Source organism: Arthrobacter sp. B0316-1-20, assembly GCF_059091865.1.
This window is the reverse complement of sequence record NZ_JBNHHC010000013.1, coordinates 1-17,775: the sequence shown is the minus strand read 5'-3', so window position 1 is coordinate 17,775 and position 17,775 is coordinate 1. Positions and strand designations below refer to the sequence as shown.

Here is a 17,775-nt window from a genome sequence, read left to right as displayed (position 1 = left end):
ACAAATCTGCTTCCTTGTTGCTCAAGCAACAAGTATGCAGGGTTGTGGGCACGGGTGCAACCTTAATGCTCCGCCTGCTCGTGGCTGACCAGCCCCACGAGATTGCCTTCCGAGTCGCGGATGAAGCCCATCCATTCATCCATGCCGGCAGGTCCCAAGGCACCATCGGCATGCCGGAAAATGATGTGTGGTTCTTCGGCAACCGGTATTCCCCGGGCGCGCAGTTCCTCGACCCGGTCCCGCACCGAGTCAACCTGCAGATACAACAGGGCGGCCGGCGCGCCCACCTCCAGCAGCAGCCGCACGCCGTCGAGATCGAAGAACACCAGGCCCGGAGGGTCGAAGACCCCGGCCGGCGGATAACCGAGCAGGTCGGTGTAGAAAGCGGTGGCCCGCTCGAGCTCGTGCACACCGAGCGCGACCTGTGCCAACTTCATGGCTTCGGCTCCTCCCCATCCGCCGCGGGCTTCGGCCCCTGACCAGCCGACCGGCTTCGGCCCCTGACCCGTCGCCAGGGACCCGACCGGCTCGTCCTCGAATCGTACGCCCGTGCCTGCCCGATAGTGTGGAGGGGTGACTGAAACATCGCCCCGGCTCCGCGCGGGCATCCCGTTGGTGGCAGCATCGCTCGCCCTGGACCTGGCCGCCGTCGTCATTTTTGCGGCGGCCGGCCGAAACACGCACGAACACGGAATGGCGCTGGCCGGAATCCTGATCACCGCGAGCCCGTTCCTGGCCGGGGCCCTCGTAGGCTGGCTGGCCTCGCGCGCCTGGCGCCGGCCGGCCGCCCTCTGGCCGACCGGAGTCGCGGTCTGGCTGGCCGCAGTGGCCCTGGGGCTCGCCCTTCGCGGCCTCGCGGGCGGCGGGCTCGCGCCGTCCTTCCAGATCGTGGCCTTCCTGGTGCTCGGCGCCCTGCTGTTGGGGTGGCGCGCGGCCGCCGCACTGTTCATCAAACTACGTTTCGCCCGACGGGTGGAATAACCTCGGACATAGGGAAGAACACCCAGTTCCAGCAGAAAGGCAGTGCAGTGGCTACAGCATTCGTTCTCATCCGCACCGATGCGACCCGGATTCCGGAGTGCGCCCAGGAGATCTCCGAGATAGAGGGCATCAGCGAGGTCTATTCGGTCACCGGGGAATGGGATTTGATCGCCGTCGCACGGGTCGCCAAGCACGACGAGCTGGCCGATGTCATCGCCGACCGGCTCTCGAAGGTCCAGGGCGTTCAGGCAACGACCACTCACATCGCCTTCCGCGCTTATTCCAAGCACGACCTGGATGCAGCCTTCTCGCTCGGGTTCGAGCACTAGGCTCCGCGGACAGGCGGAGTGCCCCGGACATTTTGTCCGGGGCACTCCTTGTTAATTGTTCTTAATTGTTAAGCTGTTGCGGCCCACGCGCGGGCCGGGAAGTCAGCGGGTAGCGTCGATCCAGCGCTGCAGCGCCTCGGCCGCGGCACCGCTGTCGATGGCTTCCTCGGCCCGTTCCAAACCGGCGGCCAGCCGCTCCAGCAGCGGAGCGTCGGCTGTTGCATCGTTGGCCACCAGGGCGGCGGCTGCGTTGAGGACGACGGCGTCGCGCACCGGCCCCTTGTCCCCCGCGAGCACGCGGCGCACCACTTCGGCATTCGCGGCGGCGTCCCCGCCACGCAGGTCGTCCAGCGTGGCCCGGGGGATGCCGAGGTTAAGCGGGTCCAGGTCGTGTTCCGTCACGGCGCCGCCGCGCACCTCCCATACCGACGAGGGGCCCGTGGTGGTCAACTCGTCCAGGCCGTCCCCGCCGCGGAAGACGAGTGCGCGGATGCCCCGGGCGGCCAGCACGCCGGCGATGAGCGGCGCGAGCCGGGCATCGGCAACGCCGATGGCGGCCGCCGTGGGATTCGCCGGGTTGGTCATCGGACCCATGAAATTGAAGGCGGTGGCCACCCCGAGTTCCGCGCGCACCGCGCCCGCATAACGCATGGAGGGGTGGAACACCTGCGCGAAGCAAAACGTGATCCCCGCTTCGACGGCAGTTTGCGCCACGCGGTCCACCGGGAGGTCCAGGCGCACGCCCAGGGCTTCGATCACATCGGCCGAACCAGACGACGACGACGCGGCGCGGTTTCCGTGCTTGACGATCCGGGCCCCGGCCCCCGCGCACACCAGGGCGGCCATGGACGAGATGTTGACGGTGTTCTGCCGGTCCCCGCCGGTACCGACGATGTCCAGCTTCTCCCCCGGGATGTCAATCGGCCGGGCGTTGCCGACCATGGCCTCCACCAGGCCGGTCAGCTCGTCGACCGTCTCCCCCTTCGCCCGCAGCGCGACCAGGAAGCCGGCCATCTGCGCGTCGGAGGCCCCGCCGGACATGATTGTGTTCATCGCCCACTGGGTTTGGGCCGCTGTGAGGTCCTGCCGGGAGATCAGGGCAGAGATCAGTTCAGGCCAGGTGGGTGTGTTCTGAGCGTTGGGTTCGGTCGTCACTTCACTAGGTTATCTACGTTTTGTAGAAACTTCCGGATTGTTAACTTCCGCGCCGTTCCGCGGAATCCGGCGCTTCAGGAACCGGAACGCGACGCCACGCGTTCAAATGCATTGGTGAAGTGGGCAGATTTATAGACATAATGGCCTTGTGACAACTGCAACCCATGCCCCCAGTACCCCGGCGCATCCAACGCTGAATCGCCCCAACCTGGTTTCCGTCGGAACCGTTGTGTGGCTCTCCAGCGAGCTGATGTTCTTCGCCGGCCTTTTCGCTATGTACTTCACCCTCCGCGCCACCTCCGGCGAGATGTGGGCGATGGAAACCGAGAAGTTGAATGTTCCGTTTGCGCTGGCCAACACCATCGTTCTGGTGTCCAGTTCCTTCACCTGCCAGTACGGCGTCTTCGCCGCAGAGCGCTTGCAGGCCCGCCGCTCCGGCGGGCTCTTCAATGTCGCCAAGTGGGGCATGGTCGAATGGTTCCTGCTGACATTCATCCTCGGCGCCATCTTCGTCTCCGTCCAGGCCTACGAATACGCGATGCTCGTCTCCGAAGGCGTCTCGATGTCCTCGAACTCCTACGGTTCGGCGTTCTACATCACCACCGGCTTCCACGGCCTCCACGTCACAGGCGGCCTCATCGCTTTCCTGCTGATCATCGGCCGCGCCTACGTCGCCAAGAAGTTCGGCCATTTCGAAGCCACATCGGCCATCGTCACGTCGTACTACTGGCACTTCGTCGACGTCGTGTGGATCGCTCTCTTCATCATTATCTACTTCCTTAAGTAGACGGCCGAAAGGTCCGCGCCTCGCTGCGAACCGAGCCAGCCGAACATCTACGCACACGCACCGCAAAGTTAGGAACCAACAAGTGAAGGCACTCTCCCAGAGGCGACGACATCCCCTGGCGGCCGTTGCCCTGCTGCTCATGGGATTGCTCGTCACCGGCGGACTGTACGCCGTTGCCGGGAACGTCAACGAGGCCAAGGCCCAAACCACCACCTTTTCCGCGCAGGACATCGAAGAGGGCGAGAAGCTCTTCGTGGCCAACTGCGCAACTTGTCACGGAATCGGTGCTGTCGGGGCCCCGGAGGGTGCGCACGGCAACCAGGCCGGTCCGTCGCTGATCGGCGTCGGCGCCGCAGCCGTGGACTTCCAGGTAGGAACCGGCCGCATGCCCATGCAGATGTCCGGCCCCCAGGCACTGGAAAAGCCGAACCAGTTCAACGAAGAGCAGACCATGCAGCTGGCGGCCTACGTAGCCTCCCTCGGCGCCGGTCCCGCAATTCCGGCGGATGAATTCCTCGACGTCTCCCAGGGTGATCCTGCGGCCGGCGGTGAGATCTTCCGGGTCAACTGCGCCATGTGCCACAACGCTGCCGCAGCAGGTGGTGCCCTGACGCGCGGCAAGTTCGCGCCGGCGCTTAGCGGCGTCAGCGAAGCGCACATCTACGAAGCCATGGCCACCGGTCCGCAGAACATGCCGGTGTTCAGCGACGCGAACATCTCCCCGGAGGAGAAGCGCGACGTCATCGCCTTCCTGAAGACCATCGAAGAGCAGCCCTCCCCCGGCGGGATCTCGCTTGGCGGGCTCGGCCCCGTGTCCGAGGGCCTGCTGATGTGGACGCTTGGATTGGGCGTGGTCATCGCGTTCACCATTTGGCTGACCCAGCGGTCTTCCTAACCTTCGCTTCCGGCGGCCCAACGGGCCGCCGGAGAAGCGCCAACAGTCATTAATGAGTTTTGAACTATTTAGAGAAGGATGAGAGGGATCATGGGCGACCATAGTCACGGCAGTCCGAACACCTCGGGCACCGTTGCTACGGCTGGTCAGAGCGACGTGGAGAAGTTTCAGGATCCTGGACTCCCCCCGCACCGCCCGCGCCGTGCCGACAAAGATCCCCGGGCGGAAAAGCGAGCCGAACGCCAGGTTGCGATACTCTTCGTAATCTCCATCATCGGCACCGTACTTTTCTTCGTCGGGTACTTTGGCATCCGCTTGGATGACACCACCGCAACGCTGCGACTGCAGAACTTCACCCTCGGCATGGGCACCGCTTTTGCCATGCTGGGCATTGGCGTGGGCATTGTCCACTGGGCCAAGACCCTCATGCCGGACCACGAGATCGTCGAAGAGCGCCACGAGGTCCGCACCGAGGAAGACCGCAAGGACGCCGAGCAGATCATCGGCCAGGTCCTGGACGAGTCCGGCATCTCCCGCCGCCCGCTGATCCGCAACACCCTGATCGGCGCCGGCGTGCTGGCGATCCTGCCGGCCATCGGCATCTTCCGCGACCTGTCCAAGGACCTGAACCCTGAGGTGCTGCGGCATACCATGTGGGACGCAGGCGTCCGGTTGACCCGCGACCCCAGCGGCACCCCGATCAAGGCCTCGGATGTCACCATTGGTTCCGCGTTCCACGTCATCCCCGAGGGGCTCAACGAGGCCGAGCACAAGCTCGAGGAGAAGGCCAAGGCCGTCGTCCTCCTGATGCGCCTGAATCCCGACGTCCTCCAGGTCTCCCCAGGCCGCGAAGACTGGAACTACAATGGCATCGTTGCGTACTCAAAGATCTGTACCCACGTTGGCTGCCCGGTGGCGCTGTACGAACAGCACACGCACCACCTGCTCTGCCCTTGTCACCAGTCGACCTTCGATGCCGCCCAGGAATGCAAGGTAGTGTTCGGCCCGGCCGCGCACGCCCTTCCCCAGCTGCCGATCAGCGTCGACGACGAGGGCTACCTGATCGCCACGAGCGATTTCCATGAACCTGTCGGACCGAGCTACTGGGAGCGTGGCTAAGCATGAGCGCTTCAACTGATACCTACGTACCCAAGACGCGGGTCGGGCGGATCACCAACTTCGTCGATACCCGCGTCGGCGGTTCGGGGATCGTCAAGGAATTCGGTCGGAAGATCTTCCCCGACCACTGGTCCTTCATGTTCGGCGAAGTGGCGCTGTACTCCTTCGTCATCCTGCTGCTCACCGGAACGTTCCTGACGTTCTTCTTCGATCCTTCGATGGCCGAGACGCACTACGACGGACCGTACGTGCCGCTCAAGGGCGTCGAAATGTCCGTCGCCTACCAGTCCACCCTGGAGATCTCGTTCGAGGTCCGCGGCGGCCTGTTCATGCGTCAGCTGCACCACTGGTCTGCGCTGCTGTTCGTTGCCTCGGTCTCGTTCCACATGCTGCGCGTGTTCTTCACCGGCGCGTTCCGCCGCCCGCGTGAGCTGAACTGGGTTGTCGGCTGCGTCCTGTTGATCCTGGCCCTGGCAGCCGGCTTCACCGGCTACTCCCTGCCGGACGACCTGCTCTCCGGTAACGGCCTGCGCATCATCGACGGCGTGATCAAGGCAATCCCCTTGGTTGGTACCTACATATCGCTGTTGCTGTTCGGCGGCGAGTTCCCGGGTACGGACATCGTGGGCCGCCTGTACGTGCTCCACATCCTGCTGGTCCCGGCCTTGATCCTCCTGATGATCGCCGTCCACCTGTTCATGGTTGTCGTGCACAAGCACACCCAGTACCCCGGCCCCGGCCGTTCCGAGACCAACGTCGTCGGCTTCCCGATCGGCCCGGTCTACGCGGCCAAGGCAGGCGGCTTCTTCTTCGTTGTCTTCGGCATCCTGGCCGTCATTGCCGCGAACTTCCAGATCCTGGCGATCTGGGACTACGGCCCCTACGACCCCTCCCCCGTCTCGGCCGGTACCCAGCCTGACTGGTACATCGGCTGGGTGGACGGCGCGCTGCGCCTGATGCCCGGTGTGGGCGAGTTCGTGATCTTCGGCCGGACCATTTCGCTGAACGTGCTCATCCCGGCCCTCGGCCCGGCGGCCCTGCTGTTCACCGTGATGTTCGCCTGGCCGTGGATCGAAAGCTGGGTGACCAAGGACACCCGCGAGCACCACATCCTGGACCGCCCGCGCAACGTCCCGTTCCGCACCGCCACCGGCGTCGCCGGCATCGTCTTCTACTCGGTGATGTGGGCAGCTGCCAGCTCCGACTTGATCGCCACGCACTTCCACGTGTCGCTCAACGACGTGACCTACTGGCTGCGCGCCCTGTTCTTCCTGGGCCCGATCCTCGGCTTCATCGTCACGCGCCGCATTTGCCTGGCGCTGCAGCGCAAGGACCGCGAGATCGCCCTCCATGGCCGGGAGACCGGACGCATTGTCCGCCTGCCGCATGGCGAGTTCATCGAGGTCCACGAGCCGCTGAACGAGTACAAGCAGTACCGGCTGGTCAGCTACGAGTCGCCCGAGGTAATCCCGGCGCAGCCGAACAGGGCCGGGCACATCAAGCGCTCCGAGAAGCTGCGCGGTGCCCTGTCCCGGTTCTTCTTCGAAGACCGTGTGGCACCGGTTACCCCGGCCGAGCTGGAGGCTGCACACAGCCACCACGCCGAGGTCGAGGCACCCGCCGAGAAGGCGGAAGTCACCGCCCGCTAAGGCAAAATCCACATAGAGAAATGGCCCCGGACCTGGTCCGGGGCCATTTCTCTATGTCTCACCCCTTTGCTTCACCGCGGTGGGGCTCCCTGCGTATACCGGGCGGGACGGGGGCTTTCACGGCGACCACGGGCGGCACGCGGCCGCACGGCGCTCCCCCGGCGCAGCAGTAGCTCTGGGCCCGGCCGGCGGCGCCATTTGCGGCCGAGACGGCCTTCAGCAGCGCCGTACAGCCGTTAGAAGCGCTTGACGTTGTAGGAACGCGGCGCACGTCCCCCGGGCCGTTGCAGCGGCACCCACAGCTTGTACCGGTCCGCGCGGTAATACGAGATCGAGAAGTCGACCATGGTTTTGGAGACGTAGGCATGCCGCTGGATCTTCAGCAGCGGCGATCCGATGTCCACGCTCAGGAGCCGCGCGATGGAGGGCTGGGCCGCGGTCGCCTCAATCGTGTCCTCGCCCCACTCCATGATGAGTCCGTATCGTTCGCTCAAGACGTTGTACAGCGACGACGGCGGGCCCTCGTCGAGGATCCCCGGCACGCGCTGCGCAGGAATAAAGTTTTCGTCCACGCTCATCGGTTCGGCGTCCGCCAGCAGCAGGCGGCGGAAGCGCACCACCGGCTGCCCCTCCTCGATCTGCAGCTCGCGGGCCACCAGCGGGGTGGCGCCGATCTGCTCGAAGCTGAGGACGCGGGCATCGGGAACCATGCCGCGGCGTTGCATCTCTTCGCTGTAGGACGTGAGCTTGACCTGCAGGTCCAGCTTCGGCTGCCGCACAAACGTTCCCAGGCCGACAATGCGTTCGAGCACCTGTTCGGCGACCAGTGAATCGATCGCCTGGCGCACGGTCATCCTCGCCACGCCGAAGCGTTCGGCCAGTTCCCGCTCCGAGGGAAAAGCGGCCCCGGGTTCGCAGCGCTCCTGGGCATGCCTGCGCAAAATGTCCCTGAGCTGGACGTGCTTTGCGGTACGGGAGGAGCCATCGAGCCCACCCTCGATCGCGGCGGCGTTCACGGACATGCGGCCTCCTGCTCAGCCGGTTTAATTCCCTTTCATCCTATCCGGTCTAGACCAGCGTCGCCGCGCCCGGCCCCCCGGCGGGGACGACGAAAGGGTCCGGAACCCTGACGGTTCCGGACCCTTTCGTCGTGTAGCTGCGGGAATCAGTGCGCGTGGTCCCCGCGGCTGTATTCGTAGACCCAGCCGATGATGGCCACCGTGGTCAGGCCAACGGCGATGTAGACGATCCACCAGCCGACCGCCAGGCCCATGAACCCAGTGGCGGCACCGAGACCGAGCACGATCGGCCACCAGCTCCACGGGCTGAACATGCCCTGCTCGCCGGCACCCTCATGGATCTCGGCGTCGACCCGGTCCTCCGGACGGGCACCGATGCGCCGCGCCGTAAACCAGAGGTAACCGCCGATCATCAAGGACAATCCGGCCGTCAGGTACAGCGCCAGCCAGCCGACGGGCTCTTCCCAGTTCCCCATGTAGCCGTAGACGGTGGCAACGAGGGCGAAGAACGGCGCAAGCGCAATGAATAGCCAGGCTTCAATCTTCACAGTTATGCGTCCTTCTGGTCAGCGGGACCGGCCATCTGGGCCACCGGTGCCGGAGTCGTCGGGGTGTGCCGCGGTGCCAGCTCCGGGTGGTGCAGGTCCAGGGCGGGGCGCTCCGACCGGATGCGGGGCAGCGAGGTGAAGTTGTGCCGCGGCGGCGGGCAGGAGGTCGCCCACTCAAGCGAACCACCGAAGCCCCAGGGGTCGTCGACCTCGACCTTCTTGCCGTTGCGCCAGGTGATGTAGACGTTCCAGAAGAACGGGATCATCGAGGCGCCCAACACGAAGGATGCAACCGTGGAGAACTGGTTCATCGCGGTGAACCCGTCTTCCGGCATGTAGTCGGCGTAGCGACGGGGCATGCCCTCGACGCCGAGCCAGTGTTGGATGAGGAAGGTGCCGTGGAAGCCCAGGAACAGCATCCAGAAGTGGATCTTGCCGAGGCGCTCGTTGAGCATCTTGCCGGTCCACTTGGGCCACCAGAAGTAGAAGCCCGCGAACATTGCGAACACGACGGTGCCGAAGACCACGTAGTGGAAGTGCGCCACCACGAAGTAGGTGTCGGAGACGTGGAAGTCCAGCGGCGGGGAAGCCAGGATGATGCCGGTCAGGCCGCCGAACAGGAAGGTCGCCAGGAAGCCCAGGCTCCACAGCATGGGCGTCTCGAAGGTGATCGATCCGCGCCACATGGTGCCGATCCAGTTGAAGAACTTCACCCCGGTTGGCACCGCGATGAGCATCGTCATGAAGGCGAAGAACGGCAGCAGCACCGAGCCGGTGACGTACATGTGGTGGGCCCACACCGTCACGGACAGCGCGGCGATGGCGATCGTGGCGTAGACCAGGCCCTTGTATCCGAAGATCGGCTTGCGGCTGAACACCGGGAAGATCTCGGAAACGATGCCGAAGAACGGCAGGGCGATGATGTAAACCTCAGGGTGGCCGAAGAACCAGAACAGGTGCTGCCAGAGGATGGCACCGCCGTTCTCCGGGTTGAAGATGTGCGCACCCAAGCGCCGGTCGGCGCCGAGGGCGAACAGCGCCGAGGCCAGGGGCGGGAATGCCATCATGACGAGGATGGCGGTGACCAGCGTGTTCCAGGTAAAGATCGGCATCCGCCACATGGTCAGGCCCGGGGCGCGCATGGTGATGATCGTGGTGATGAAGTTGACCGAACCGAGGATGGTGCCGAAGCCGGACAGCGCCAGGCCGAAGACCCACAAGTCCCCGCCGACTCCCGGGGAGAAGGTGGTGTTGGACAACGGTGCATAGGCAAACCAGCCGAAGGAAGCGGCGCCCTGCGGGGTGATGAAACCGGCCACCGCAATGATGCTGCCGAACAGGAAGAACCAGAAAGCCAGCGCGTTCAGGCGCGGGAACGCTACGTCGGGGGCACCGATCTGCAGCGGCATGATGACGTTGGCGAAGCCGGCAAACAGCGGCGTGGCGAACATCAGCAGCATCACCGTGCCGTGCATGGTGAACAGCTGGTTGTACTGTTCCTTGGTCTGCAGGATCTGCATGCCGGGCTCGAACAGTTCGGCGCGGATGACCAGGGCCATCACGCCGCCGAGGCAGAAGAAGATGAACGACGCGATCAGGTACATGTACCCGATGGTCTTGTGGTCCGTGGAGGTGATCCAGTTGACGACGATGCGCCCCTTGGACACCGGCACGACGCGCGGAGCTACCGTGGTAGCCCGGTCGTCAGCTGTGTATTCGTACGTTGACACTTGTGGCCCTCGCTCCTTTACTCAGACGCTTCAGCGTAGGGGTTGCGGTCGTACTCTTCGCCGAGCTGGCCGTCCTTGAGCCGCGCCATCTGAGCGTCGAATTCAGCCTCGGAGACCACCGCGACACGGAAGAGCATTTCGGAGTGGTACTCGCCACAAAGCTCGGCGCACTTGCCGTCGTAGATGCCCTCACGGGTGGGGGTGAAGTTCAGGAAGTTGGTCTTGCCCGGGATCATGTCCACCTTCTGCAGGAAGGCGGGAACCCAGAACGAGTGGATGACGTCGCGGGAGTTGATCTGCAGCTCCACGCTCTGGTTGACCGGCAGGTACAGCGTGGGCAGGGTCTCCGGGACGCCGGTCTCGCCGGTCAGGTGGGCCTGCACGCCGGCAAAGTACTTGTCCTGCTTGACGTAGTTGAAGTCCCAGGCCCACTGCTTGCCGCGCACGTCGACGACGACGTCGGGGTTGTCCACCCGCTCGGTGATGTTGGACGTGGTCTTGTCCGTGAAGTAAAAGAAGACCATGACCATGACCACGGGAACCGCGGTGTAGAAGATCTCCAGCGGCAGGTTGTAGCTCAGCTGGCGCGGGTAACCCGTTTCGTCCTTGCGGCGGCGGTACGCGATGATGCACCAGAGGATCAGGCCCCAGGTCACGACACCGACGGCCAGCGCGGCGATCCATCCGTTGACCCACAAATCAATGATTTCGGGCGTGTGGTTGGTAACGTCCCGCTCGGTGGGCAACCAACCCAAACGGACTTCTTCTGAACATCCCGTCAACAACAACGCACCGAGTGCACCCAGACCTGTAGCCTTGGCGATTCTGGCGCGTCGACTGCCGGTTCGAACCTGCGAACTCACAGACGGCCCTTCCTCTTTGTTTCGTGCAAGTGATGCGGCCATGGCAGAGCTGAGCCTGGCCGCATATCCAGTTTTACTACTCACTGTAGAGCTTACCCGCCCACATGACTTCCATGTGACAGGCTCCCCCGTGCGTCGGCCGTCCCGGCGGCCGGAGAGCGCCCTGCAGGCCCTTAGTGGAAGGAGTCTCCACAGGCGCAGGAGCCACCGGCGTTCGGGTTGTCGATGGTGAAGCCCTGCTTGGAAATCGTGTCCTCGAAGTCGATCGAGGCGCCCGAGAGGTAAGGAACGCTCATCTTGTCGACGACGACCTCGACCCCGTCGAAATCACGGACAGCGTCTCCGTCGAGCATCCGCTCGTCGAAGTACAGCTGGTAGATCAGGCCGGAGCATCCGCCCGGCTGTACGGCAACGCGCAGGCGCAGATCCGTGCGGCCTTCCTGCTCCAGGAGGCTGCGGACCTTTCCGGCGGCGACGTCGGTCAAAGCAACTTCATGCGTGGGCAGTTCTGCCGCTTCGGGTGCCGAAGTGGGGGCGGACGAGTTGGTCGTTGCGCTCATTGCACTTCCTTATCTATTTCGGGCCGTCCGGTGACCTGCTGCTATTACTCAGTGGTGCGTCGGGCTTCCCATCCATCGTACGTCTGGTGGGCCGAAATGGGATAACTCTCCCCCGCCTCCAGCCTGGCGCGAACAGGCCTAGAGTCCCTCGCCGTTCAACCGTGCCAGGAGCAGCGCCTGGGCCAGGACCGCGTTGCGGAAGTCCCCGAGATGCAGCGACTCGTTGGCCGAGTGCGCCCGCGAATCGGGGTCCTCGACGCCGGTGATCAGGATCTGTGCCTCCGGATAGACCTCCGTGAGGTCGGCGATGAACGGGATGGACCCGCCCATGCCGGCCTCCACCGGCAGCGTGCCCCACGCCTGCTCCAGGGCCCACAGCGCCGCCCGGGCCGCCGGCGCGGAGGTGTCGGTGGCAAACGCGTGGCCGCGTTCCCCCGGCACGAACGTGGCGGCGGCGCCGAAGGGCGCGTGGGCGGCAACATGCGCGGCCACCGCCTCCATCGCCCGGTCCGGATCCTGTCCCGGTGCCAGCCGCAGGCTGATCTTGGCGCGGGCGGCGGGGATCAAGGTGTTGGACGCGAGCTCGACGCTGGGGGCGTCAAAGCCGATCACCGACAAGGCCGGCTTGTTCCAGAGCCGGTCGGCAATGCTTCCGGTGCCCGCAAGCCGCACGGACTCGAGCACCGACGAATCGCGGCGGAAGTCTTCTTCCGGATAGTCCACCGAGGCGGCGGGAGCGGACACGAGGCCCTCGATGGCGACCGACCCGTCGTCGTCGTGGAAGGTGGCAATCAGCCGGGCCAGCAGCGTGGGCGCGTCCAGCAGCGGCCCGCCGAACATGCCCGAATGGACGGCGTGTTCCAACACCCGCAGCTCCACGGTGCCGTCCACCAGGCCACGCAGGCTCGTGGTCAGTGCCGGGACGCCGACCTTCCAGTTGCTGGAGTCGGCGACGATGATGGCGTCTGCCCGCAGCAGTTCGCGGTGAGCTTCGAGGAACGGGCGGAAGCTTGGCGAGCCGGCCTCCTCCTCCCCCTCGATAAACAACGTGATGCCGAGCCCGAAATCGTCTCCGAGGACCTCCAGCAGCGTGCGCAGCGAGGACAGGTGGACCATGATCCCGGCCTTGTCGTCGGCCGTTCCGCGCCCATAGAGGCGGCCGTCGATCTCCGTGGCCTTGAACGGTTCCGTCCGCCAGAGCGCCGGGTCCCCCGGCGGCTGCACGTCGTGGTGGGCATACAACAGGACGGTCGGCTTGCCGGCCGCGGCCGGGCGGCGGGCCACGACGGCGGGGCCGCCGGCGGCCCCGCCGTTCGCGACGCTGAGGATCTGCACGTCCTCCAGGCCCAGCTCCCGGACCATGCCGGCTACGGCATCCGCGCTGCGCGCCAGGTCCTCCGGGTCGAAGGCCGGCCAGGCGATCCCCGGGATCGAAACCAGCTGTTCCAACGAGGAGATGGTGAGCCCCATGCCGGCGTCGACCGCGGCCGCAAGTTCGTCTACGTTCACATTGGTCATAGTCGACACCCTATCGCCCGGGCTCCGTCGCGACGATGCCCCCGTGACTCCCCCGGCGGCGCGGGTCCCAAGGGGGACAACGGCCGTACGCGGTCCGGTATTCTTGACTGGTGTTCGGACGTAAAAAAGAGGCTCCCACGCCCCAGGAAACCATCGACCAGGCCAACGACGCCCAGCAGCCTCGATACGGCAAGGGCGCGCCCACGCCCCGGCGCAAGGACCAGGAAGCTGCGCGCAAGCGCCCCCTGGTCCCGAACGACCGCAAGGCCGCCAAGGAGGCCAACCGGGCCGCCATGGCGGATCAGCGGCTGAAGATGCGCGAGGCCATGAACACCGGCGACGAGCGCTTTCTGCCGTTGCGCGACAAGGGGCCGCAGAAGCGCTTCGTCCGCGACTTCGTGGACGCCCGCTGGGTGCTGGGCGAATTCCTGATCGTCTTCGCCCTCATCTTCGTGGTCCTCAGCTTTATCCGCGACCTCAACGTCCAGGCGTTCATCCTGTTTGGCTTCTGGGTGCTGCTGGCGCTGGTCGCCATCGATGCCTTCATCCTCGGCCGCCAGCTCAAGAAGCGCCTGGCCGCCAAGTTTGGCGACGTGGAGCGCGGGGCAGTCTGGTACGGCGTGATGCGCGGGCTGCAGCTGCGCCGGATGCGCCTGCCGAAGCCGCAGGTCAAGCGCGGCGAATACCCCGCCTGATCCAGCGGGGAGGGGCCGGTCGAAGGGTCGGGAGCATCGCGGCTCCCGGCCCTTTCGCATCCCTGGGGCCTGGAGCATCGCGGCTCCCGGCCCTTTCGCATGCCATCGGCCGGGAGCATCGCGGTTTTCGGTCCTTTTGCATCCCATCCGAGGCCCGGTCGCCCTTCGGAGGGCATGCCGGGGCGCCGGATGGCGCGGGTCGGTTCAGCGCCGGCGCTTGGCCAGGCCGCGGTTGATGCGGCTTGCCCAGAAGGGTCCCTCGTACAGGAACGCCGTATAGCCCTGCACCAGGGTCGCACCGGCGTCCAGCCGCTGCTGCACGTCGCCGGCCGTCTCGACACCGCCCACGGAGATTAGCGCCAGGTCGTCCCCGACGGCGGCGCGCAGCCGGCGCAGCACGTCGAGGGAGCGCTGCTTCAACGGGGTCCCGGAGAGGCCGCCTTCCCCGCAGGCCGCGATCTTGGTGTCGTCCGAGACAAGGCCCTCGCGGGAAACCGTCGTGTTGGTCGCGATGATGCCGTCCAGGTTCAGTTCCAGCGCGAGCCGGGCGACGTCGTCGATGTCCTCGTCGCTGAGGTCCGGGGCGATCTTCACCAGCAACGGGACATGGCGGCCGGCCGCGGAATCGGCGGTCTCCCCCACTGCCCGCAGCAGCGGCCGCAGCGTCTCCACGTTCTGCAGCAGCCGCAATCCGGGCGTGTTCGGCGACGAAACATTGACCACGAGGTAGTCGGCGGACCGGGCCAACAGCCGGGTGCTCTTCAGATAGTCCTCGGTGGCATCGGCCAGTTCCACCACCTTCGTCTTGCCGATGTTCACGCCGATGACGGGCCGGAGCGTGCCGTATCGGGAAGCCAGGCCGCGCCGGGCGGCGGCGATCCGCGGCGCGACGGCGGCCGCGCCGTCGTTATTGAAGCCCATCCGGTTGATCACGGCGCGGTCCTCGACCAGCCGGAACAGCCGGGGCTGCGCGTTGCCCGGCTGCGCGCTCCCGGTGATGGTGCCGACCTCCACCGCGCCGAAACCCAGGTCGGCCAGCGCCTCGATGCCGAAACCTTCCTTGTCGAAGCCCGCGGCCAGGCCGAACGGCGAGGGGAAGGTCAGGCCCAGCGCCGCGGTGGCCAGGGACGGATCCGGGCGCGTGACGCGGCGCAGCACTGCCCCTGCCCCGCACCGGTGCGCGGCACGGATGAGCTGGAAACCGATTCGGTGGGCACGCTCGGCGTCCATCCAGGAGAACGCGGCGCGGAAGAAGGCGGGGTAGAGGCGCATGGTCCTAGTTTTCCGTGCGGAGGCCGCCGCACCAAACCGTGTCCACCCGGCGATAACATGGGGGCAGCAACCGGACAGAGAGGAAGGACCACGTGGCGACGGCAGCCGACTGGCAAGAAGACATCCTCGGCCCGGAGTTCGAGTCCACGGTCCTGCAAGTGCCGGCCCCCGGCGGGCGGGAGCAGCGGGCGACGCTGATCCGCTACCTGCCGCACTCCCCGCAGCGCTCCCCCGGCGGGCACGCCGTCCTGTATGTGCACGGTTGGAGCGACTATTTCTTCAACACGGAACTGGCGGAGTTCTGGCACCGCCAAGGCGTGGCGTTCTTTGCGCTGGACCTGCACCATCACGGACGCAGCCTGCGGGAGGGGGATCCGGCGGGCTTCGTGACGGACCTGCGCCAGTACGAGGACGAGATTTCGCTGGCGCTCGATCTGATCCGTGAGGAACGCGGCCAGTCGGAGACGAAGATCACACTGATGGGACACTCCACCGGAGGGCTGGTGGCGGCCCTGTGGGCGGCGGAACACCCGGGCGAGCTGCGCGCCCTGGTCCTGAACAGTCCCTGGCTGGAAATGCACGGCAGCTCCCTGGTCCGGCGAGCCGCCGGCGCGGTGCTGGACCCCTTGTCCCGGCTCAAGCCGGAAACCGAGATCAAACTGCCGGTCCGGGGCTTCTACTACCGCAGCATCAGCCGCACCGCCGAGGGCGAATGGGATCTGGACCCCAGGCTGCGGCCGCCGGAGTCCTTCCCCGTGCGCGCCGGTTGGCTCAGCGCCATCTGGGAGGGACAGTCGAAGGTCGCGAAGGGGCTGAAGCTCGAGATCCCGGTGCTGGTGATGTCTTCGACGCGCAGCATGAACGGCTCGGTCTGGCACGAGGACATGAGGAGCACCGACGTGGTGCTGGACATCCGCACCATGACCGAGCGGGCGGTCCGGCTGGGATACAGCGTCTCCATCGAGCAGGTGCATGACGCCCTGCACGACGTGTTCCTCTCCCGCACCGACGTGCGGCGGGACGCCTATGCCCGGCTGCAGCGCTGGGCGCAGGCCTACGTGTTGCAGGACGACCGGACCGAGGACCTTACGGACACCCAGCAGCGGTAGTACGGCCGCCGCGGTTGCAACCGGCTAGGCCCCGCCGGCCGCGGCGGCGTCCACCGCTCCCCCGTACCGCCGGTCGCGGCGGGCGTAAATGTCGATGGCTTCCCAAAGGGTGCGGCGGTCCACATCGGGCCAGAGGGTATCCATGAACACCATCTCCGCATACGCGGACTGCCACAGCATGAAGTTGGAGAAACGCTGCTCCCCCGACGTCCGCAGGAACAGGTCGACGTCCGGCAGGTCCGGCTCGTCGAGGTAGCGCTGCACGGTCTTTTCCGAGACCGACGACGCCCGCAGCCGTCCGGCCGCAACGTCGGCGGCGATGGCGGCGGCGGCATCGGCAATTTCCGCCCTCCCGCCGTAGTTCACGCACATGGTCAGGGTGCAGGTGGAGTTTCCGGCCGTCTGTCGCTCGGCGACCTCCAGTTCGTTGACCACCGACTTCCACAACCGGGGCCGGCGGCCGGACCAGCGGATCCGCACCCCCCAATCGTCGAGCTGGTCGCGCTGGCGGCGCAGCACATCCCGGCTAAAGCCCATCAGGAAGCGGACCTCTTCCGGGGACCGCTTCCAGTTCTCGGTGGAAAAGGCATACACGCTGACGTGTTTGACCCCGATTTCGATCGCGCCGGCCATCACGTCCAGCAGGGCCGCTTCCCCGGCGCGGTGCCCCTCGGTCCGCGGCAGCCCGCGCTGGTTCGCCCAGCGGCCGTTGCCGTCCATCACGATGGCCACGTGTTCCGGGACCAGCGCCGGAGGCAGGGCGGGCGGTTTGGCGCCGGAGGGATGCGGCCATGGCTGCTGCGGTTGCCGGGAAATCGGGGTCACACTCGCTCCACATGCTTGAGGGATTTCAGGGTTCGTTCAAGGTGCCACTGCAGGTAACTGGCCACTAGGCCGGCGGCCTCACGGCGCGGGCCGGCGGCGGAGGCGTCCGCTGCCGGCCAGTCTCCGGAGAGCAGGGCGGCGAGCAGCTGCATCGTTTCCGGTGCGGGCGAGGCCGACCCGGGCGGACGGCAGTCGTGGCATACCGCGCCGCCCAGCGGAGCGGCAAAGGCGGTATGCGGCCCCTGGGCGCCGCACCGGGCACACTGGTCGAAGCTCGGGGCCCAGCCCGCCGTCGCAAGCGCCCGCAGCAGGTAGGAATCCAGGATCAGCTCGGGCGCGTGCACGCTGCGGCTGAGCGCCGAGAGCGCGCCGATGACCAGCCCGTACTGCGCTCCTGCCGATTCGCCGTCGACGTCGGTGAGTTTTTCCGCCGTCTCGCAGATGGCGGCGGCGGAGGTGTACTTGGTGTAGTCGGCGGCGATGTCCCGCCCGTACGGCCCGACCATCTGGGCCTGCGTAACGATGTCCAGGCTCCGGCCGGAGACCAGCTGCAGGTCCGCGACCATGAAGGGTTCCAGCACCGCGCCGAACTTGCTGCTGGTGCGGCGCACGCCTTTGGCAACCGCCCGGATCTGGCCGTGCTGCCTGGTGAGCAGCGTGATGATCCGGTCGGCCTCGCCGAGTTTGTGGGTCCGCAGGATGACGCCCTGGTCCCGGTACG

General features: G+C 66.3%; 19 protein-coding genes. 8 read left to right on the top strand and 11 right to left on the bottom strand.

Annotation, left to right across the window (positions count from 1 at the left end; genetic code table 11):
* Positions 1 to 62 precede the first annotated feature (62 nt).
* Positions 63 to 437 (bottom strand): VOC family protein, encoded by a 375-nt coding sequence (locus tag AC5RW2_RS20885; protein ID WP_494014009.1) that lies wholly within the window; start codon positions 435 to 437, stop codon positions 63 to 65.
* Between the two features lie 136 nt (positions 438 to 573).
* Between AC5RW2_RS20885 and AC5RW2_RS20880 the strand changes: the two genes are divergently transcribed.
* On the top strand, positions 574 to 981 hold the full coding sequence (locus tag AC5RW2_RS20880) for a DUF3054 domain-containing protein (RefSeq protein ID WP_493999747.1): 408 nt from the start codon (positions 574 to 576) through the stop codon (positions 979 to 981).
* 47 nt (positions 982 to 1,028) lie between these two features.
* A complete protein-coding gene (locus AC5RW2_RS20875) occupies positions 1,029 to 1,310 on the top strand; it encodes an Lrp/AsnC family transcriptional regulator (protein ID WP_493978425.1) in 282 nt (93 codons plus the stop codon).
* A gap of 102 nt (positions 1,311 to 1,412) precedes the next feature.
* On the opposite strand, the gene trpD is transcribed toward AC5RW2_RS20875, so the two are convergent.
* Complete coding sequence (gene trpD, locus AC5RW2_RS20870) at positions 1,413 to 2,465, bottom strand: anthranilate phosphoribosyltransferase (protein WP_494023065.1); 1,053 nt, start codon at positions 2,463 to 2,465, stop codon at positions 1,413 to 1,415.
* Between the two features lie 148 nt (positions 2,466 to 2,613).
* Here trpD and ctaE point away from each other — a divergent pair, with 148 nt between their 5' ends.
* The 4 genes from ctaE to qcrB all read left to right on the top strand — a co-directional run bounded on the left by ctaE (position 2,614) and on the right by qcrB (position 6,915).
* On the top strand, positions 2,614 to 3,252 hold the full coding sequence (gene ctaE / locus AC5RW2_RS20865; RefSeq protein WP_493999749.1) for an aa3-type cytochrome oxidase subunit III: 639 nt from the start codon (positions 2,614 to 2,616) through the stop codon (positions 3,250 to 3,252).
* Between the two features lie 82 nt (positions 3,253 to 3,334).
* Positions 3,335 to 4,147, top strand: coding sequence for a cytochrome bc1 complex diheme cytochrome c subunit (gene qcrC, locus AC5RW2_RS20860; protein ID WP_493999750.1), 813 nt, complete (start codon positions 3,335 to 3,337; stop codon positions 4,145 to 4,147).
* Positions 4,148 to 4,237: 90 nt separating this feature from the next.
* Entirely contained in the window at positions 4,238 to 5,266 is a 1,029-nt protein-coding gene (gene qcrA, locus AC5RW2_RS20855; RefSeq protein ID WP_493978421.1) for a cytochrome bc1 complex Rieske iron-sulfur subunit, read from the top strand.
* A 2-nt stretch (positions 5,267 to 5,268) separates the two neighbouring features.
* Entirely contained in the window at positions 5,269 to 6,915 is a 1,647-nt protein-coding gene (gene qcrB, locus AC5RW2_RS20850; protein WP_493999751.1) for a cytochrome bc1 complex cytochrome b subunit, read from the top strand.
* 236 nt (positions 6,916 to 7,151) lie between these two features.
* Here qcrB and AC5RW2_RS20845 read toward each other — a convergent pair whose 3' ends face one another.
* The 6 genes from AC5RW2_RS20845 to AC5RW2_RS20820 all read right to left on the bottom strand — a co-directional run bounded on the left by AC5RW2_RS20845 (position 7,152) and on the right by AC5RW2_RS20820 (position 13,153).
* On the bottom strand, positions 7,152 to 7,937 hold the full coding sequence (locus tag AC5RW2_RS20845) for a GntR family transcriptional regulator (protein WP_493999752.1): 786 nt from the start codon (positions 7,935 to 7,937) through the stop codon (positions 7,152 to 7,154).
* A gap of 143 nt (positions 7,938 to 8,080) precedes the next feature.
* Positions 8,081 to 8,482 carry a cytochrome c oxidase subunit 4 gene (locus tag AC5RW2_RS20840; protein WP_493999753.1) on the bottom strand — a complete coding sequence of 134 codons (402 nt, stop codon included), beginning with the start codon at positions 8,480 to 8,482 and terminating at the stop codon, positions 8,081 to 8,083.
* A 2-nt stretch (positions 8,483 to 8,484) separates the two neighbouring features.
* Complete coding sequence (gene ctaD, locus AC5RW2_RS20835; RefSeq protein ID WP_493999754.1) at positions 8,485 to 10,212, bottom strand: aa3-type cytochrome oxidase subunit I; 1,728 nt, start codon at positions 10,210 to 10,212, stop codon at positions 8,485 to 8,487.
* A gap of 17 nt (positions 10,213 to 10,229) precedes the next feature.
* Positions 10,230 to 11,075 carry an aa3-type cytochrome oxidase subunit II gene (gene ctaC / locus AC5RW2_RS20830; RefSeq protein WP_493999755.1) on the bottom strand — a complete coding sequence of 282 codons (846 nt, stop codon included), beginning with the start codon at positions 11,073 to 11,075 and terminating at the stop codon, positions 10,230 to 10,232.
* A 173-nt stretch (positions 11,076 to 11,248) separates the two neighbouring features.
* A complete protein-coding gene (locus AC5RW2_RS20825; RefSeq protein ID WP_494074482.1) occupies positions 11,249 to 11,635 on the bottom strand; it encodes a HesB/IscA family protein in 387 nt (128 codons plus the stop codon).
* Positions 11,636 to 11,773: 138 nt separating this feature from the next.
* Positions 11,774 to 13,153: a M20/M25/M40 family metallo-hydrolase gene (locus tag AC5RW2_RS20820; RefSeq protein ID WP_494074481.1), complete on the bottom strand. Its 1,380-nt coding sequence runs from the start codon at positions 13,151 to 13,153 to the stop codon at positions 11,774 to 11,776.
* Positions 13,154 to 13,263: 110 nt separating this feature from the next.
* Here AC5RW2_RS20820 and AC5RW2_RS20815 point away from each other — a divergent pair, with 110 nt between their 5' ends.
* Entirely contained in the window at positions 13,264 to 13,848 is a 585-nt protein-coding gene (locus AC5RW2_RS20815; RefSeq protein WP_493999757.1) for a DUF3043 domain-containing protein, read from the top strand.
* A 204-nt stretch (positions 13,849 to 14,052) separates the two neighbouring features.
* Here the strand turns inward: AC5RW2_RS20815 and AC5RW2_RS20810 are convergent, their stop codons facing one another.
* Complete coding sequence (locus AC5RW2_RS20810) at positions 14,053 to 15,120, bottom strand: quinone-dependent dihydroorotate dehydrogenase (protein WP_494074480.1); 1,068 nt, start codon at positions 15,118 to 15,120, stop codon at positions 14,053 to 14,055.
* A 92-nt stretch (positions 15,121 to 15,212) separates the two neighbouring features.
* On the opposite strand from AC5RW2_RS20810, the gene AC5RW2_RS20805 reads away from it, so the two are divergent.
* The gene (locus AC5RW2_RS20805; protein WP_494074479.1) at positions 15,213 to 16,229 is read left to right on the top strand and encodes an alpha/beta hydrolase; all 1,017 of its coding nucleotides are present in this window, start codon (positions 15,213 to 15,215) and stop codon (positions 16,227 to 16,229) included.
* Positions 16,230 to 16,253: 24 nt separating this feature from the next.
* Here the strand turns inward: AC5RW2_RS20805 and AC5RW2_RS20800 are convergent, their stop codons facing one another.
* Together AC5RW2_RS20800 and recO are read right to left on the bottom strand one after the other, a co-directional pair.
* The gene (locus tag AC5RW2_RS20800; protein ID WP_494025930.1) at positions 16,254 to 17,054 is read right to left on the bottom strand and encodes an isoprenyl transferase; all 801 of its coding nucleotides are present in this window, start codon (positions 17,052 to 17,054) and stop codon (positions 16,254 to 16,256) included.
* Positions 17,051 to 17,775, bottom strand: a 725-nt coding sequence (gene recO / locus AC5RW2_RS20795; protein ID WP_494074478.1) for a DNA repair protein RecO, incomplete at its 5' end; no start/stop codon positions are given. The genes recO and AC5RW2_RS20800, both read right to left, overlap by 4 nt.

Bases quoted from the DNA above. Each gene is read 5' to 3' on its own strand.
- AC5RW2_RS20885 (WP_494014009.1), bottom strand. From the start codon at position 437: ATGAAGTTGGCACAGGTCGCGCTCGGTGTGCACGAGCTCGAGCGGGCC.
- qcrA (WP_493978421.1), top strand. From the start codon at position 4,238: ATGGGCGACCATAGTCACGGCAGTCCGAACACCTCGGGCACCGTTGCT.
- qcrB (WP_493999751.1), top strand. From the start codon at position 5,269: ATGAGCGCTTCAACTGATACCTACGTACCCAAGACGCGGGTCGGGCGG.
- AC5RW2_RS20845 (WP_493999752.1), bottom strand. From the start codon at position 7,937: ATGTCCGTGAACGCCGCCGCGATCGAGGGTGGGCTCGATGGCTCCTCC.
- AC5RW2_RS20825 (WP_494074482.1), bottom strand. From the start codon at position 11,635: ATGAGCGCAACGACCAACTCGTCCGCCCCCACTTCGGCACCCGAAGCG.
- AC5RW2_RS20820 (WP_494074481.1), bottom strand. From the start codon at position 13,153: ATGACCAATGTGAACGTAGACGAACTTGCGGCCGCGGTCGACGCCGGC.
- AC5RW2_RS20810 (WP_494074480.1), bottom strand. From the start codon at position 15,120: ATGCGCCTCTACCCCGCCTTCTTCCGCGCCGCGTTCTCCTGGATGGAC.